General features: G+C 69.0%; 15 protein-coding genes. 13 read left to right on the plus strand and 2 right to left on the minus strand.

The features are described 5' to 3' along the window. Positions 1 to 48: 48 nt before the first annotated feature. Entirely contained in the window at positions 49 to 564 is a 516-nt protein-coding gene (locus ACFFJB_RS14125; protein WP_376832278.1) for a tRNA (cytidine(34)-2'-O)-methyltransferase, read from the minus strand. 492 nt (positions 565 to 1,056) lie between these two features. Between ACFFJB_RS14125 and petA the strand changes: the two genes are divergently transcribed. The 4 genes from petA (at position 1,057) to ACFFJB_RS14145 (ending at position 4,788) form a co-directional block, all read left to right on the plus strand. Next, positions 1,057 to 1,587, plus strand: a complete 531-nt coding sequence (gene petA / locus ACFFJB_RS14130; protein WP_376832280.1) for a ubiquinol-cytochrome c reductase iron-sulfur subunit — start codon at positions 1,057 to 1,059, stop codon at positions 1,585 to 1,587. A 36-nt stretch (positions 1,588 to 1,623) separates the two neighbouring features. Then, positions 1,624 to 2,883 carry a cytochrome b gene (locus tag ACFFJB_RS14135; protein WP_376832282.1) on the plus strand — a complete coding sequence of 420 codons (1,260 nt, stop codon included), beginning with the start codon at positions 1,624 to 1,626 and terminating at the stop codon, positions 2,881 to 2,883. Between the two features lie 21 nt (positions 2,884 to 2,904). Then, entirely contained in the window at positions 2,905 to 3,762 is an 858-nt protein-coding gene (locus tag ACFFJB_RS14140) for a cytochrome c1 (RefSeq protein ID WP_376832284.1), read from the plus strand. A 204-nt stretch (positions 3,763 to 3,966) separates the two neighbouring features. Then, a complete protein-coding gene (locus ACFFJB_RS14145) occupies positions 3,967 to 4,788 on the plus strand; it encodes an enoyl-CoA hydratase (protein ID WP_376832286.1) in 822 nt (273 codons plus the stop codon). 64 nt (positions 4,789 to 4,852) lie between these two features. Here the strand turns inward: ACFFJB_RS14145 and ACFFJB_RS14150 are convergent, their stop codons facing one another. After that, positions 4,853 to 5,662, minus strand: coding sequence for a TetR/AcrR family transcriptional regulator (locus ACFFJB_RS14150; RefSeq protein WP_376832288.1), 810 nt, complete (start codon positions 5,660 to 5,662; stop codon positions 4,853 to 4,855). 266 nt (positions 5,663 to 5,928) lie between these two features. On the opposite strand from ACFFJB_RS14150, the gene ACFFJB_RS14155 reads away from it, so the two are divergent. The 9 genes from ACFFJB_RS14155 (at position 5,929) to ACFFJB_RS14195 (ending at position 16,399) form a co-directional block, all read left to right on the plus strand. After that, positions 5,929 to 7,173 (plus strand): ABC transporter substrate-binding protein, encoded by a 1,245-nt coding sequence (locus ACFFJB_RS14155; protein WP_376832290.1) that lies wholly within the window; start codon positions 5,929 to 5,931, stop codon positions 7,171 to 7,173. Positions 7,174 to 7,238: 65 nt separating this feature from the next. Continuing rightward, positions 7,239 to 8,057 carry an enoyl-CoA hydratase/isomerase family protein gene (locus ACFFJB_RS14160; protein WP_376832292.1) on the plus strand — a complete coding sequence of 273 codons (819 nt, stop codon included), beginning with the start codon at positions 7,239 to 7,241 and terminating at the stop codon, positions 8,055 to 8,057. 53 nt (positions 8,058 to 8,110) lie between these two features. Further along, entirely contained in the window at positions 8,111 to 9,691 is a 1,581-nt protein-coding gene (locus ACFFJB_RS14165) for an acyl-CoA synthetase (protein WP_376832294.1), read from the plus strand. Positions 9,692 to 9,948: 257 nt separating this feature from the next. Continuing rightward, positions 9,949 to 10,830, plus strand: coding sequence for an enoyl-CoA hydratase-related protein (locus tag ACFFJB_RS14170; protein WP_376832296.1), 882 nt, complete (start codon positions 9,949 to 9,951; stop codon positions 10,828 to 10,830). A 119-nt stretch (positions 10,831 to 10,949) separates the two neighbouring features. Further along, positions 10,950 to 11,879, plus strand: a complete 930-nt coding sequence (locus tag ACFFJB_RS14175) for a phosphotransferase family protein (RefSeq protein WP_376832722.1) — start codon at positions 10,950 to 10,952, stop codon at positions 11,877 to 11,879. Between the two features lie 15 nt (positions 11,880 to 11,894). Continuing rightward, positions 11,895 to 12,266 carry a DUF6285 domain-containing protein gene (locus ACFFJB_RS14180; protein ID WP_376832298.1) on the plus strand — a complete coding sequence of 124 codons (372 nt, stop codon included), beginning with the start codon at positions 11,895 to 11,897 and terminating at the stop codon, positions 12,264 to 12,266. Between the two features lie 339 nt (positions 12,267 to 12,605). Beyond that, positions 12,606 to 13,808, plus strand: a complete 1,203-nt coding sequence (locus ACFFJB_RS14185; protein WP_376832300.1) for an ABC transporter substrate-binding protein — start codon at positions 12,606 to 12,608, stop codon at positions 13,806 to 13,808. Between the two features lie 80 nt (positions 13,809 to 13,888). Next, the gene (locus tag ACFFJB_RS14190; protein ID WP_376832302.1) at positions 13,889 to 15,103 is read left to right on the plus strand and encodes an ABC transporter substrate-binding protein; all 1,215 of its coding nucleotides are present in this window, start codon (positions 13,889 to 13,891) and stop codon (positions 15,101 to 15,103) included. An 81-nt stretch (positions 15,104 to 15,184) separates the two neighbouring features. Next, positions 15,185 to 16,399: an ABC transporter substrate-binding protein gene (locus ACFFJB_RS14195; protein WP_376832304.1), complete on the plus strand. Its 1,215-nt coding sequence runs from the start codon at positions 15,185 to 15,187 to the stop codon at positions 16,397 to 16,399. Positions 16,400 to 16,439: the final 40 nt, after the last annotated feature.

Genomic DNA, 16,439 nt, shown 5'->3' on the forward strand with positions numbered 1-16,439 from the left:
CCTGCCGGTTTGCGGGAGTGGTGGTGCTGGCTGGATGGGTCACCGTCGTTACTCCATCTGATGCGCGCCGGAGGGCGCGCCGGGCAAGGCTTGCGGCCCCGGAGCGGGGCGCGGCCAGGCGTTGGTCTGGCGCAGGGCTTCGGCGACGAAGATCGCCGCCGTCATCGCCACGTTAAGCGAGCGCATGCCCGGCGCCAGCGGCGCATATACCCTGGCGTCGGCCGCGGCGTGCACGTAACCGGGCGCGCCGGCGCTTTCGCGGCCGAGCAGGATGGTGTCGCCAGCCTGGAAGGTGAACTCGGGAAGCGGCGTGGCGCCCCGGGTGGTGGCCAGCACGAGGCGGCCGCCGCGCGCGGCGTGCGCCTCCATGAAGGCGCGCCATGAGGGATGGCGGGTGATCTCGACGTGATCGAGATAATCCATGCCGGAGCGCCTGAAATGCCGGTCCGTGACCGGGAAACCGGCCGGCTCGATGATGTCGCAAGCGACGCCGAGGCAGGCCCCGAGGCGCAGGATGGCGCCGGTGTTCTGGGGGATGTCCGGCTGGAAGAGTGCCAGGCGCATGACGGAATCTTTAGCCATGCGCCCAAGGAACGTACATCCGTCACGCCCGCGTCATTTTTCCCCAGTGGCGCGGCCGCAGGGCGCCGCGCCGCCCCCGGCGGCTGCGGAGACCGCGCCGGCAAGGGGGGTGGCGCGGAATGCCGCAGGCGGAATCATGTTGACTGCGACGCCAACTGTGGCGGAAACAGGGCGTGATCCAGGAAGTCCTTGCGGGCGCTCCGTTTGCCGTCAGCAGGGACTGAACGGTTGGCCAGACAGCGGGACGCGGCGCCGGCGGCGGACGCCTGCGCGCGGGCAGCGCTGGTATGGACACCACTTTTGAAGCATGCCAAACAGCCTCGCAAAGGCGACTTCCGTCGTCTGCGTGGCCTGGCATGGATGTTTCGAGCGGCGTCAGCCCGTCGGTCCGCTCCCGCCCGATCCAGGGCGAAGGCGTGGAGAAGCAGGGGCAGGCGATGTCGCAGGCGCCGTCCATTTATGTAGGAGCCGATTGTGGCTGAGACAGTTAATTCCGCCGAGCCGACCCGGCGCGACTTTCTCCTCATCGCTACCGGGGCAGTCGGAGCTGTCGGCGCCGCTGCCGTAGCGTGGCCGTTCATCACGCAGATGCAGCCTGACGCGGCGACCGTCGCCGCCGGCGCCCCTGTGGAGGTGGATCTGACCCCGATCGCCGAAGGGCAGATCGTGAAGCTGTTCTGGCGCGGCAAGCTGATCTTCGTCCGCCACCGCACCAGGGCGGAGATCGAGGCGGCCAACAACGTCAACCTGTCGGAGCTGAAGGATCCGCAGCCCGACTCCGCGCGCGTCAAGGAAGGCCACGCCCAGTGGCTGGTCGTCTACGGCAACTGCACCCACCTGGGCTGCGTGCCGCTTGGCCATCAGGGTCAGTATGAGGGCTGGTTCTGCCCGTGCCATGGTTCGGTGTTCGACACCTCGGGCCGCATCCGCCAGGGGCCTGCCCCGACCAACCTGCCCATTCCGCCCTACACCTTCGTCTCCGAATCGAAGATCACGATCGGCTAAGACGCAGCGAGCATTTCTTGGAGACAGGCGACCATCATGGAAGGCCATTCTGTTTACGTCCCTAAGAGCGGCTTCATGAAGTGGCTCGAAGCGAGGCTGCCGATCGTTAGCCTTGCTCACTCTTCGGCGGTCGCCTACCCGGTTCCGCGCAACCTGAACTATTTCTGGACGTTCGGCGCCATCCTCACGATGATGCTGGTGGCGCAGATCCTCACCGGCGTCGTGCTGGCGATGCACTACACCGCCAACGCCAAGCTCGCCTTCGCCTCGGTCGAGGCGATCATGCGCGACGTCAACTTCGGCTGGCTGCTGCGCTACATGCACGCCAACGGCGCCTCGATGTTCTTCATCGCGGTGTACATCCACATCTTCCGCGGCATGTACTACGGCTCCTACAAGGCGCCGCGCGAGGTGCTGTGGATCCTCGGCGTCATCATCTTCCTGCTGATGATGGCCACCGCCTTCATGGGTTACGTGCTGCCGTGGGGCCAGATGTCGTTCTGGGGCGCCACCGTCATCACCAACCTGTTCTCGGCCTTCGACGACATCATCCCGGGCGTCGGCACCTGGATCGTCACCCTGCTCTGGGGCGGCTACTCCGTCGACAACCCCACGCTGAACCGCTTCTTCGCCCTGCACTACCTGCTGCCCTTCATGCTCGCCGGCGTCGTCGGCCTGCACATCTGGGCGCTGCATCACGTGGGCCAGAACAACCCGGCCGGCGTGGACGTGAAGAACATCCGCAAGGACACCGTTCCGTTCACCCCCTACGCGACCGTCAAGGACGCCGTGGGCGTGGTGTTCTTCATGATCTTCTTCGCCTGGTTCCTGTTCTACATCCCGAACTACCTCGGTCACGCCGACAACTATGTCGAGGCCAACGCGTCGGTGACGCCGGCCCACATCGTGCCGGAGTGGTACTTCCTGCCCTTCTACGCCATCCTGCGCGCCATTCCGTCCAAGCTCGGCGGCGTGCTGTGCATGTTCGCCGCGGTGCTGATCCTGGCCGCCCTGCCGTGGCTGGACACCTCGAAGGTGCGTTCGGGCCGTTACCGTCCGGTGTTCCGCATCTTCTTCTGGCTGTTCGTCGCCACCGCCGTCGGCCTGGGCTGGCTGGGCGCCAAGCCGGCGGAAGGCGTCTACACCATCGCCGCGCGCATCCTGACGGTGTTCTACTTCGCCTACTTCCTCATCATCCTGCCGCTGCTCGGGCTGTTTGAGACGCCGCGCCAGCTGCCCGGCTCGATCGCCGAGGACGTGCTCGCCCGCAAGGCGAAGAACGCCGCGAAGGCCTGAGACGTGAAGGGGAACCGTCACATGAAGTTCACGAAACTCCTGACCGCCGGCATGTTCGCGGTGGTCATGGGCGCCATGTCCGCTCCCGCCTTCGCCGCCGAGGACGCGCCGAAGCCGCCGGAGCAGCGCTGGTCCTTCTCGGGTCCGTTCGGCAAGTATGACCCGCAGCAGCTGCAGCGCGGCTTCAAGGTGTTCCGCGAGGTCTGCGCCGCCTGTCACTCGCTGAAGTACGTGGCGTTCCGCAACCTCGCCGACCCGTCGGGTCCGATGTTCACGGAGGGCCAGGTCAAGGCGCTGGCCGCCGAGTACAAGATCCAGGACGGCCCCAACGACGCCGGCGAGATGTTCGAGCGGCCCGGCCGCCCGGCCGACTACTGGCCGAGCCCGTTCCCGAACGACAACGCCGCCGCCGCCGCCAACGGCGGCAAGGCGCCGCCGGACCTGTCGCTGATGGCCAAGGCCCGCACCTACGAGCGCGGCTTCCCCCAGTTCATCATCGACATCTTCACCCAGTACGCCGAGCAGGGGCCGGACTACATCTACGCCCTGCTGACCGGCTACGAGGACGCGCCGAAGGGCTTCCAGGTTCCGGAAGGCGGCCACTACAACAAGTACTTCCCGGGCCACGTCATCGCCATGCCCAAGCCGATGAGCGACGGCCAGGTGGACTACAAGGGGCCTGACGGCAAGCCGCAGGCGCCCGAGACCGTCGAGCAGTACGCCCGCGACGTCACCGCCTTCCTGATGTGGACGGCGGAGCCGAAGATGGAGGCCCGCAAGGCTCTCGGCTTCAAGTCGGTGATTTTCCTGATCGTGCTCGCGGCCCTGACCTGGTTCACCAAGAAGCGGATCTGGAAGAAGCTGCCCGATCCCGCGTAACGGTCGCCGCAGGGCGGAGAGTCACGGCCGGGAGCGCCCAGCGCTCCCGGCCTTTTTGCGTCCGCATGGCGGGGCGGCGCGCGGCGCATGGCGCAAGGCGCCCGCGCCCGTTGCCACGCCCTGACGCGGCGGGCGATAACGGAGCCCGTCGCAAATGATAACGCCGGCCGGCGCGCCCGGCCCGGCGGCCCAGGGAGAGAAACCGTGAGCTACAGCGAAATCCTGTATGAGGTCGACGCGCGCGTCGCCGTCATCACGCTGAACCGTCCCGACCGCCTGAACGCGTGGACGCGGACCATGGAGGGCGAGCTGCGCCACGCCATCGAGGCCGCCGCCGCGGACGAGGGCGTGCGCGCCATCGTCATCACCGGCGCGGGCCGCGGTTTCTGCGCCGGCGCCGACATGAACCTGCTCTCGGGCATCAGCTCAGGCGGACAGTCCGGCCAGGACGCGGACGCTGATCCGGCCCGCAGGCCGGCCGAAGGCGTCGACGCCAACTTCACCCGCCGCTTCTCGTGGATGCTGCGCGTGGCCAAGCCCATCTTCGCCGCCATCAACGGCCCCGTCGCCGGCATGGGCGTGTGCTTCTCCTGCTTCTGCGATTTCCGCTACGTCGCCGAGGGCGCGAAATTCACCACCGCCTTCGCCCGCCGCGGCCTGATCGCCGAGCACGGCGTGTCGTGGATGCTGCCGCGCATCGTCGGCCTCACCAACGCCCTCGACCTGCTGATGTCGGCGCGAACCGTGGAGGCGGACGAGCTGGAGCGGCTCGGCTTCGCCCGCAAGCTGCCGCTGGAGGGCTTCCTCGAGACGGTGAAGGGCGTCGCCCGCGACCTCACCACCAACGCCTCGCCCCGGTCCATCGGCGTGATGAAGCGCCAGGTCTATGAGGCCATGTTCCAGAGCCTCGACGAGGCCTGGGAGGTGGCCGACGCGGAGATGATCCGCTCCTTCGACAGCGAGGACTTCCGCGAGGGCGTCGCCCACTTCGTCGAAAAGCGGCCGCCGAACTTCACCGGCCGGTGAGGCGCCGCCCGGCGCGGGCCCGTGCGGGCGCCGCGTCAGGCCGGGCCGGGGCGCCGGGGGGGCGTCACCCGGCCCGGGTCGTTGCGCCAAGCGCCTGCAGCTGCTGCTGGAAGGCGAGGGCGCGCGCCAGCATCAGCGCCTCGCCGCGCGCCGTGGCCGCTCCTCGCAGCGTGAGGGCGAAGCCGTAGCCCACCCCCGGCTGCAGGCCGGCCAGCTCCAGCTCGCCGTTGATCCAGTGCAGCATCACCGCGCGGAAGATGTAGTCGAGGCTGTTCATCAGCACGCCGGTGTCGATGTCCGCCAGCAGCCAGCCGTCGTCGCGCGCCGCGTCCAGCAGCCCCACCCAGAACGCCGCCCGCTTGGGATTGAAAATGGCCCGCCGCTCCTCCGCCCCGGCGGCGCGCAGGATGCTTCCCCACAGCACGCGGTAAAACTCCGGATCCTGCTCGTAATAGCTCACGGCGATCTCGGCCGCCTTCAGCACCCGCTCCAGCGGCGACAGATGGGCGTGGCGCGAGAACTGCTGGCCGAAGCCGCGGATGTCCTCCAGAACGGCCAGCAGGATGGCGCCCTTGGAGCCGAACAGGTTGTAGGGCGTGGCGAGGCTCACGCCCGCGCGGGCGGCGAGGGCGCGCATCGACAGGCCGGCGTCCCCGGTTTCGCGGATCAGTCCGCGGGCCGCGGCGATGATGCGCTGGCGCCGCTCCGCCTTGGCGGCCTCGCGCCGCCCGCCACCGGCCCGGCGGCGGCCCTGGACCACGGTCTCCTCCGGCGCGGCGGCTCCGCCATCGCCTGGCGGCGGGGACGGCGGCTCAGCCGCCTGCTGGTCCGGCAGGGCCCGCCGTCCCGCCGTCCGTTTGCTCGACCGGTCCATGCGCTGGCTCCTCTCATCGCGCGGCGGGGCCGCGAGACCGCGTCCCGCCGTTTCCGCCAGGGCGCTCCGGCCCGAAGCCGATTGACGGTCGGAACAACTTATATCACGTTATAAAAAAAATACGCACGCGCCGCTGTCTGCGCCGGCGCGCTTCCGGAGGGCGGACTACAGGACGGCGCGGCCGTCCGGCAAGGGTCCCGCGCCGGCGGCGCGCGGTCCCGGGCGCAGAGGCCAGGCGAGACGCGGCGTTACGGGGAGGACAGGGCATGAGGAACGTCCGGGAGGGACGGCGCGGCGCGCCGGCCACGCGCCGCGCGGCGCTGGCGTTGCTGGGCGCGGGGCTGGCGCTGGCGGCGGCGTCCGCCGCCGCTGACGAAAAGCCGCCCATCAGGATCGGCAATCTTGCGCCGTACAGCGGGCCGGCGTCGTCCTACAGCGCCTTCGCCAAGACCCAGGCCGCCTATTTCCGCATGGTGAACGCCAGGGGCGGCGTCAACGGGCGCAAGGTGGAGTTCATCTCCTATGACGACGCCTACAGCCCGCCCAAGGCGGTGGAGCAGGCGCGCAAGCTGGTGGAGCAGGACGGGGTGCTGGCGATCGTCCAGGCCGTGGGCACGCCGCCCAACGCGGCGATCATGAAATATATGAACGCCCGCAAGACGCCGCAGCTGTTCGCCGCCACCGGCGCCACCAAATTCGGCGATTACAGGAATTACCCGTGGACCATGGGGCTCTCCACCTCGGTGTATCACGTGGAGGCGGCGCTCTATGCGGACTACATCCGCACGGAGTTCCCCAACGCCAGGGTCGCGGTGCTCTATCCAAACGATGATTACGGCAAGGACATCTTCGCCGGCTTCCGCAAGGCGCTTGGCAGGGACTACGACCGTTTCGTCGTGTCCACCGCCACCTATGACAATTCCGAGCCCACCATCGATTCGCAGATGACGAAGCTGAAGGCCTCCGGGGCCAACGTCTTCGTCAATTTCTCCACGCCGCGCTTCGCCGCCCAGGCCATCCGCAAGGTCGCCGAGCTGGGCTGGAAGCCCGACCTGCAGATCGTGAACACCACCGGCGCCTCCATCTCGCTGGTGTTCCGTCCGGCGGGCATCGAGAACGCGAAGGGCGTGGTGACCGCCACCTCCATGAAGGAGCCCAATGATCCGCGTTACGCCAGCGACCCGGACGTGCAGGAGTACCTCGCCTTCATGAAGGAGTGGTATCCGGAGGGCGACCCGGGCAACAACCAGAACGCTTACGGCTACATGTGCATCAAGCTGGTGCACCGGGTGCTGGAGATGGCCGGCGACGACCTCTCGCGCGAGAACATCATGCGCCAGGCCACCAGCCTGAAGGACGTGAAGCCGGGCCTGCTGCTGGACGGGATCACCGTCAACACCAGCCCCACCAACTACTTCCCCATCACCCAGATGCAACTGATGCGCTTCAACGGCGCCAGCTTCGATCCCATCGGCGAGATCCGCAAATACGACGTGTCGCCCTACGACTGAGCCCGCGCGCCCCCTGGCGCCGGCGGCCCGCAGACGACGTGACAACAAAAAGGAAACACCGTTCCATGAGCATTGCGCCCCTCGTGCAGCCCGCCGACTTCATCCACCTGCGCTATGAGGTCCGCGACCACATCGCCGTGGTCACGCTCAACCGGCCGGAGCGGCACAACGCGCTGAACCGGCGCGCCTATGACGAGGTGCAGTCCGCCTTCGCCGCCGCCTCCGCCGATGACGGCGTGCGCTGCGTGGTGGTGACCGGCGCCGATCCGGCCTTCTGCTCGGGCGAGGACGTCAAGGAGATGATGACCGGCGAAAAGCCGGCCGCCCCGCCGCTGAGCGTGCAGGCGCGCCGGCCGCCGACGCCGGCGGCGCTCTCCGCCCTGGAGTGCGCCGTGCCGGTGATCGCCGCCGTCAATGGCGCGGCGGTGGGCTGGGGCATGGAGCTGGCGCTCTACGCCGACATCCGCATCGCCTCGGAAAAGGCGAAATTCGCGGAGCTGTTCATCCGCCGCGGCCTCATCTGCGACGTGGGCGGCCTCACCCGCCTGCCGGCCATCGTCGGTCCGGAGATGGCGGCGCGGCTGCTCTACACCGGGGACGTGATTGACGCCGCCGAGGCGCTGCGCATCCGCCTGGTCAGCGAGGTGACGCCCCATGCGGAGCTGATGCTGCGCGCCATGGATCTCGCCCGGCGCATCGCCGCCAATCCGCCGCTGGCTCTGCGCTACATGAAGGAGGGGCTGCGCCGCGCCCATGGCGCCGACGTGCGCGAGATCGGCGGCTGGGCCATCGACGTCATCTACCGCCTGTTCGCGACCGAGGATCACCGCGAAGGCGTGCGCAGCTTCCTCGAGAAACGCGAGCCCGTGTTCACCGGGCGCTGAGGCGCCCCACGGGCAGCAACGGACGGAACATAACAACCATAATGGAGACAGGGATGGCGACGCAGGGGCAGCAGACGACGGAACAGGCGCCCTCCTGGGTGCGCATCGGCGAGGAGACGCGCGCGCGAAGCCAGATAGAGGACGCGGCGCGGCGCGTGGCGCGCGGCCTGCGCGCGCTGGGCGTGGGGCGCGGCGACGTGGTCGCCGTCTACATGCGCAACAGCTTCGCCATGATCGAGGCGACGGTGGGCGCCGGTCTCGTCGGCGCCTACGTCACCCCGGTGAACTGGCACAACACCGCCGAGGAGGCGCGCCATGTGTTCACCGATTCCGGCGCGCGGGTGATCTTCATCCACGCCGACCTCTACCGGAAGGTGAAGGAAGCGGTCCCGGAGGGCGTCACGGTCATCGTCGCCGAAACGCCGCGCGACCTGCGCGCCGCCTATGGCGTCAGCGACGCGGACGCCGCCGCCCCGGAGGGGCTGACGGAATGGTCGCAGTGGCTGGCCGGCCTCAGGCCGCTGGAGCCGCCCTATGAGACTTCGCCCGGCTCGATGATCTACACCTCGGGCACCACCGGCAAGCCCAAGGGCGTGCGCCGCAAGCCGCCCACGCCGGAGGAGCAGGAGTCCATCGCCGGGGTGCTGTCCATCGTCGGCGGCTTCGCCACATGGCCGAAGCCGCTGAACGAGGCGGTCATGCTGATCCCCGGCCCGGCCTATCACTCCAGCCCCAACGGCTGGCTCTACGCCTGCCTCAACATGGGCGTGAACCTGATCGTCGAGCCGAAATTCGATCCCGGGCGCATGCTGCGCCTCATCCACGAGCACCGCATCACCCATGTGCTGGCGGTGCCCACCATGTTCGTGCGCATGCTGGCGCTGCCGGAGGAGGTGAAGCGCCGCTACGACCTCTCCAGCGTGTTCCACGTCATGCACGTGGGCGCGCCGTGTCCGCCGCACGTGAAGCGCGCCATGATCGACTGGTGGGGGCCGGTGATCACCGAGCATTACGGCTCCACCGAGGTGGGCGCGGTCACCATGTGCACGGCGCAGGAGTGGCTCGATCACCCCGGAACCGTCGGCAAGGTCGTGCCCGGCACCACCGTGGTGATCATGGACGAGGCCGGCAATGTCCTGCCGCCCGGCCGGTCCGGCGAGATCGTCTGCGGCCGGCCGGACTATCCGGACTTCACCTATCACGGCGATGACGCCAAGCGCCGCAAGAGCGACCGCAACGGCCTGATCGCCACCGGCGACGTCGGCTATTTCGATGAGGACGGCTTCCTCTATCTCTCCGGCCGCGCCAGCGACATGATCATCTTCGGCGGCACCAACATCTATCCGGCCGAGATCGAGGCGGAGCTGATGCGCGTGCCCGGCGTGGCCGACTGCGCGGTGTTCGGCATTCCCGACCCCGAGTTCGGCGAGCAGGTGTGCGCCTTCATCCAGCCGGCCGAAGGCGCCGATCTTGACGCCGAGGGGGTGAAGGCGGCGCTGCGCGACCGCCTCGCCAGCTACAAGATTCCGCGCCGCATCGAGTTCCGCGACGCGCTGCCGCGCGAGGACACCGGCAAGATCTTCAAGCGCAAGCTGCGCGAGCCGTTCTGGGCGGACGCGGGCCGCGCCATCTGAACGCGCGGCGGCGCGTCCGACCCTGCTCGGCGCGACATTTGACTCCGGCGCCCCGGACCATATAACGGGCGCCGGCATAATACGGCTGGATAAACCGGCCGGGAGGAAACGGGCGAAGCGCCGGCTTCGCCGCCGCGCATGGCCTGGCGGAACGCGCGTTCGCGCCGGGCATGGCGGGGTCTCGGGAACAGCGGGGGCGGCGCGGCGGCGGGCTGCGGGCGCCCCCGGTCAGGCCATGGCCTGGCGGGAGAGGGCGCATGCAGTACACGCAGATCCTGTGCGAGCAGGACGGGCCGGTGATGGTGATCACCCTGAACCGTCCGGAGAAGCTCAACGCCTACACCGGCGTCATGGGCGCCGAGCTGGCCGGCGCGTTCCGCCAGGCGGACGCGGACGACAGCGTGCGCGCCGTGGTGGTCACCGGCGCCGGCCGCGCCTTCTGCGCCGGGGCGGACGTCTCCGCCGGCGCAAAGAGCTTTGACGCCTCCGGTCCGCACGGCGCCGCCAATTTCGGCCAGCGGCTGGAGGGGCGCGGCCAGGGCCGCGGCGACGGCGTCAGCTTCGTTCACGCCATCTTCAACTGCCGCAAGCCTTCCATCGCCGCCATCAACGGCGGCTGCGTCGGCGTGGGCGCCACCATGACGCTGCCCATGGACGTGCGCATCTGCTCAACCGCCGCGAAGATCGGCTTCATCTTCGCCCGGCGCGGCCTGGTGCCGGAGGCGGGCAGCGCCTGGTTCCTGCCGCAGATCGTGGGGCTGCCGCAGGCGCTGCGCTGGGCCATCTCGGGCGCCATCTTCGACGCCGGGGAGGCGCTGCGCGGCGGCCTCGTCAGCGAGGTGACGGAGCCGGAGAACCTGCTGGCCCGGGCGAAGGAGATCGCCATCGAGATGACGGCGGAATCGGCGCCCGTGTCGGTGGCGCTGACGCGGCAGATGCTGTGGCGCTTCGCCTCCCAGCCCGATCCGTTCGGCGCGCTGCAGGTGGACGGGCCCATGTCCATGGAGCGAGGCGCCCATCCGGACGTGGCCGAGGGCGTGCAGGCCTTCCTGGAGAAGCGCAGGCCGCAGTTTCCCGGCAAGGTCTCGGCCGACATGCCCAGCCAGTATCCCTGGTGGCGGGAGGACGCCGCGGAATGAGCGCGCCGGAACCCGCGCCGGCGCCGGCGCGCTCCACCCATGAAGAACAGGCGTTTCTTACCGGAGCCCTCGCGCGCCTCGCCGGCCGCCTGGCGCCGGGGGCGACGGGCGTGGCCGGCATGACGCGTCTTTCCGGCGGCGCGAGCCAGGAGACCTGGGCGTTCAGCGCCGTCGGCCCGGACGGGGCCGTGCTGGCGGAGCTGGTCCTGCGGCGCGCACCCGGCGGCTGGCGCCAGGCCGAGGGCGCGGCGGGCCTCGAAACCGAGGCGGCGGTGATCCAGGCCGCGGGCCGCTGCGGCGTGCCGGCGCCGGAGGTGGTGCACGTGCTGTCGGAGGCGGACGGCGTCGGCCGCGGCTTCATCACCCGCCGCGTCGCCGGCGAGACCATCGCCCGCAAGATCCTGCGCGACGCGCCGTTCGCCGGCGCCCGCAAGATCCTGGCGCGCCAGTGCGGCGGCATCCTCGCCCGCATCGCCGCGGTGGACGCCGCCCTGCTGCCGCCGCTGCGCCTCGCGCCGGCGCGCCGCCAGCTGGACGGGCTGCTGCGGCGCTGGCGGGCGATGGGCCTGCACAAGCCGGTGTTCGAGCTGGCCTTCCGCTGGCTCGACGCACGCTGCCCGCCGGATCCGGAGAGGCCGGCGCTGGTCCATGGCGATTTCCGCAACGGCAATCTGGTCATCGGTCCGGACGGCGTGCGCGCCGTGCTCGACTGGGAGATCGCGCATCTGGGCGATCCCATGGAGGATCTGGGCTGGATCTGCGTCAATTCCTGGCGTTTCGGCGCGCTGGACCGGCCGGCCGGCGGCTTCGGCAGCCGCGAGGAGCTGTTCGCCGGCTATGAGGCGGCCGGCGGCGCGAAGGTGGATCCTGAGCGGGTGCGCTTCTGGGAGGCGCTGGGCTCGCTGCGCTGGGGCGTGAGTTGCGCCGCAATGACCGAAACCTTCCGTTCCGGCCTCGACGCCAGCGTGGAGCGGGCGATGATCGCCCGCCGCTCCTCCGAGACCGAGATCGACCTGCTCGACCTGATTTCCCGCCGTTATGGCGACTGACGTTCCGGAGACGCCATGCAGGACGAACCCACCCCGCGCGAGCTGCTGGCCGCCGTGTCCGGCTGGATGCGCCGCGAGCTGTTGCCGGCCGTGCCCGCGCACATGGCTTTTCACGTGCGCGTGGCGGCCAACGCCATTGATCTCGCCCTGCGCCAGCTGGAGCTGGAAGGCGGGGCGAACGCCGCCGAGCTGGCGCGGCTGAAGGCGCTGCTCGGGCGCGACGGCACCCTGGCGGAGCTGAACGCGGCGCTGGCCGAGGCCATCGCCTCCGGCGCCGTGGACCGCGAAGACCCGCGCGTCATGGACCATCTCTACGCCACGACGCTGGAGAAGCTGGCGGTGGACCAGCCCGGCTACGCCGCCTACCGCCGCGCCGCCGGCCTGTAGCCGCGGAGGGAGGCGCCGCTCCGGCGTCCGCGCCTGCGCGGCCCGCCGGACAGGAGGGAACCGGGCGGACCATGCCCCGCAAGAGGGAAGGCCGCCCGCCGGCTCCGGCGCATCGCCGCCCGGGCCGGACAGGGGAGGAGACGGGTCTGGCGGGCCTGCAGCCGTTCCGGCTGCCCGCGCGCCGCGGGCCGTGCTCCGGAGGGCATGGATCACCCATGTCAGCGTGAAAGGGGTCGCCCGTTTCCCGGCGGAAGCGGCGGGCCCTCGCGCGCCATTGCGCGCCCCGAGCGGGCGCGCCGGAAACGGCGCAGGCCGGCTGCGGCCTGCGGGGAGTATGTGATGTCAATGTTCATGCGCGCGCCGGCGCTGGCCGCCGGCGTCGCTTTCGCCCTCGCGCTGTGCGGGGTCGCCAGGGCCGAGCCCAAATACGGGCCGGGCACGTCCGACACCGAGATCAGGATTGGCCAGACCATCGCCTACAGCGGTCCGGCCTCCGCCTTCGGCGCCATGGGCCGCACCCAGGCCGCCTATTTCAGGTGGCTGAACGAGAAGAAGGGCGGCGTCAACGGCCGCAGGATCACCTTCATCAGCCGCGACGACGCCTACCAGCCGCCCAAGGCCATCGAAAACGTGCGCGCCCTGGTGGAGGGCGACGAGGTGGCGCTGGTGTTCGGCGTGCTGGGCACGCCGCTGAACACCGCCATCCGGCCCTACCTGAACGCGAAGAAGGTGCCGCACCTGTTCAACGCCGCCGGCTCGTCGACGTTCAACGATCCCAAACGCTACCCCTGGACCACCGGCTGGCAGCCGAACCTGCATGACGAGGCGAAGTTCTACGGCCAGCACGTGCTGAAGACCAATCCCGGCGCGAAGATCGCCGTGCTCTACCAGAACGACGACTTCGGCAAGGACATGCTGGGCGGCCTGCGCGCGGGCCTCGGCGACAGGGCCGGGGAGATGATCGTCAGCGCCCAGAGCTTCCAGCCCACCGATCCCACCGTGGACAGCCAGCTGGTGATCCTGAAGAATTCCGGCGCCGACACCCTGTTCCTGTTCACCTATCCGAAGCAGTCGGCCCAGGCGATCTCCCGCGTCGCCGAGATGAACTGGAAGCCGGCCACCTACCTGCACCTCGGCTCCGCCTCGGTGGGGGCGACGCTGAAGCCGGCCGGCCTTGAGAACTCCGTCGGCGTTCTGACCGCCGGCTTCATCAAGGACCCCAGCGATCCCAAATGGGCGGACGATCCGGACATCGTCGCGTGGAAGGCGTGGATGGCCGAGAACATGCCGGGCGCGGACCTGAATGATTCGCTCTACATCTCCGGCTACGCCACCGCCCAGACGCTGGAGCACGTGCTGCGCCAGGCCGGCGACGACCTCACCCGCGAGAACATCATGCGCCAGGTCGCCAACATCCGGAATTTCCGCTCCGGCGTGTTGCTGCCGGGCAGTTACGTCAACACCACGCCCGACAATTACGCCATCATCACCTACATGCGCCTGCAGCGGTTCAATGGCAGGAGCTGGGATTTCGTGGATTGACAGGAGGGTTCATCTGCTCTGATCCTCGGACGGCGACATAACGCTGGGCGCCACGTAGCGCCCGAATCCGGGAGGAAGACATGATGAACCGTGGCTGGCGCGCCTGCGTCCGGCTCGGAGCGGCAGCCGCCATGGCGGCCGCTTCGTTTGTTTCTGGCGGCGCCATGGCGGAGCCCAAATACGGGCCAGGCACGTCCGACAGGGAGATCAAGATCGGCCAGACCATCGCCTACAGCGGCCCTGCGTCCGCCTACGGCAACCTTGGCAAGGTCGAGGCCGCCTATTTCAAGTGGCTGAACGAGAAGAAGGGCGGCGTCAACGGCCGCAAGATCACCTTCATCAGCCGCGATGACGCCTACCAGCCGCCCAAGGCCATCGAGAACGTGCGCGCCCTGGTGGAGGGCGACGAGGTGGCGCTGATCTTCGGCGTGCTGGGCACTCCGATCAACATGGCCATCCGGCCCTATCTGAACGCCAAGAAGGTGCCGCACCTGTTCAACGCGGCCGGCTCGTCGGCGTTCAACGATCCCAAACGCTACCCCTGGACCACCGGCTGGCAGCCGAACCTGCACGACGAGGCGAAGTTCTACGCCCAGCACGTGCTGAAGACCAATCCCGACGCGAAGATCGCCGTGCTCTACCAGAACGACGACTTCGGCAAGGACATGCTTAACGGCCTGCGCGACGGTCTCGGCGACAGGGCCGACAGCATGATCGTCAGCGCCCAGAGCTTCCAGCCCACCGATCCCACCGTGGACAGTCCCATGGTGATCATGAAGAACGCGGGGGCCGACACGCTGATGCTGTTCACCTACGCCAAGCAGGCGGCGCAGGCGATCAGCAAGGCGGCGGATCTCAACTGGAAGCCGGCCATGTACCTGCATCTTGGCTCGGCCTCGGTGGGCGCCACGCTCAAGCCCGCCGGTCTCGACAAGTCCGTGGGCGTGATGACCGCCGGCTTCTACAAGGATCCCAGCGACCCCAAGTGGAAGGACGATCCGGCCATCAAGGAATGGCTGGCGTGGATGAAGGAGAACATGCCGGGCGCCGACACCAATGACGCGCTCTACGTGCTCGGCTTCGCCGCCGCCCAGACCCTGGAGCAGGTGCTGAAGCAGGCCGGCGACGACCTCACCCGCGAAAACATCATGAAGCAGGTGGGCAACCTGAAGGACTTCAAGCTCGATCTGCTGTTGCCGGGCAGCGCCATCAACACCTCGCCCGACAATTATGCGATCGTGACCTACATGAAATTGCAGCGTTTCAACGGCAACAGCTGGGATTTCGTAGATTGACAACGCGAACGGGTCTGCTGTGATTGTCCCGACAAAGAAACGGCGGAGCAGAACGGCTCCGCCGGCTGGAGGGAGGAAATCATGGCAGACTTTCGCACGCGCGCCCGCGCGTGGCTGGGCGCGGCCGTCCTGTTCGCCGCCGCGGGTCTTGTTTCCGGGCCGGCGGCGGCCGGACCCAAATACGGGCCCGGCACGTCCGACAAGGAGATCCGGGTCGGACAGACCATCGCCCACAGCGGTCCCGCGTCCGCCTATGGCCGCCTCGGCCAGGCCGAAGCCGCCTATTTCAGGTGGCTCAACGAGACGAAGGGCGGCGTCAACGGGCGCAAGATCACCTTCATCAGCCGCGACGACGCCTACCAGCCCTCCAAGGCGGTGGAGAACGTGCGCGCCTTGGTGGAGAAAGACGAGGTGGCGCTGATCTTCGGCAACCTCGGCACGCCGATCAACATGGCCATCCGGCCCTATCTGAACGTGAAGAAGGTGCCGCTGCTGTTCATCGCCGCCGGCTCCTCCGCCTTTAACGATCCGAAAAACTATCCCTGGGTGATGGGCTGGCAGCCGTCCCTCAACAAGGAGGCGGCCTTCTACGCCCGGCACGTGCTGAAGACCAATCCCAACGCGAAGATCGGCGTGCTCTACCAGCATGACGACTTCGGCAAGGACATGCTGGGCGGCCTGCGCGAGGGCCTCGGCGACCAGGCCGACAGGCTCATCGTCAGCACCCAGAGCTTCCAGGCGACCGACCCGACCATCGACAGCCAGCTGGTGATCCTCAAGAACGCCGGCGTCGATACGCTGTTTCTGTTCGCCTATTCCAAGCAGACCGCCCAGGCCATCGCCAAGCTGGCCGACCTGAACTGGAAGCCGGCCACCTACCTGCACCTTGGCTCGGCCTCCATCGGCGCCACGCTCAAGCCAGCGGGCCTCGAGAACGCGAAGGGCGTGATGACCGCCGGCTTCTCCAAGGATCCCACAGATCCGCGCTGGCAGGACGACGAGACCATCAAGTGGTACCGGGCGTGGATGAAGGAGAACATGCCGGGCGCCGACATCAACGACACGCTCTACATGGCCGGCGTGGCCTACGCCATGACCCTGGAGCACGTGCTGAAGCAGGCCGGCGACGACCTCACCCGCGAAAACATCATGAAGCAGGCGGCGAACATCCGGGATTACCAGAACCCGTTCCTGCTGCCGGAGGGGCGCATCAACACCTCTCCCGATGACTACGCGGTCATCACCTACATGAAGCTGCAGAAGTTCAACGGCGCGTCCTGGGATTACATCGACTGACGCGCCGCGGCCGCCGGCTGCGGCGGCGCGGGGCGGGGGC

The sequence above is a fragment of the Camelimonas abortus genome, from assembly GCF_042432745.1.
GTDB lineage: Bacteria > Pseudomonadota > Alphaproteobacteria > Rhizobiales > Beijerinckiaceae > Camelimonas > Camelimonas abortus.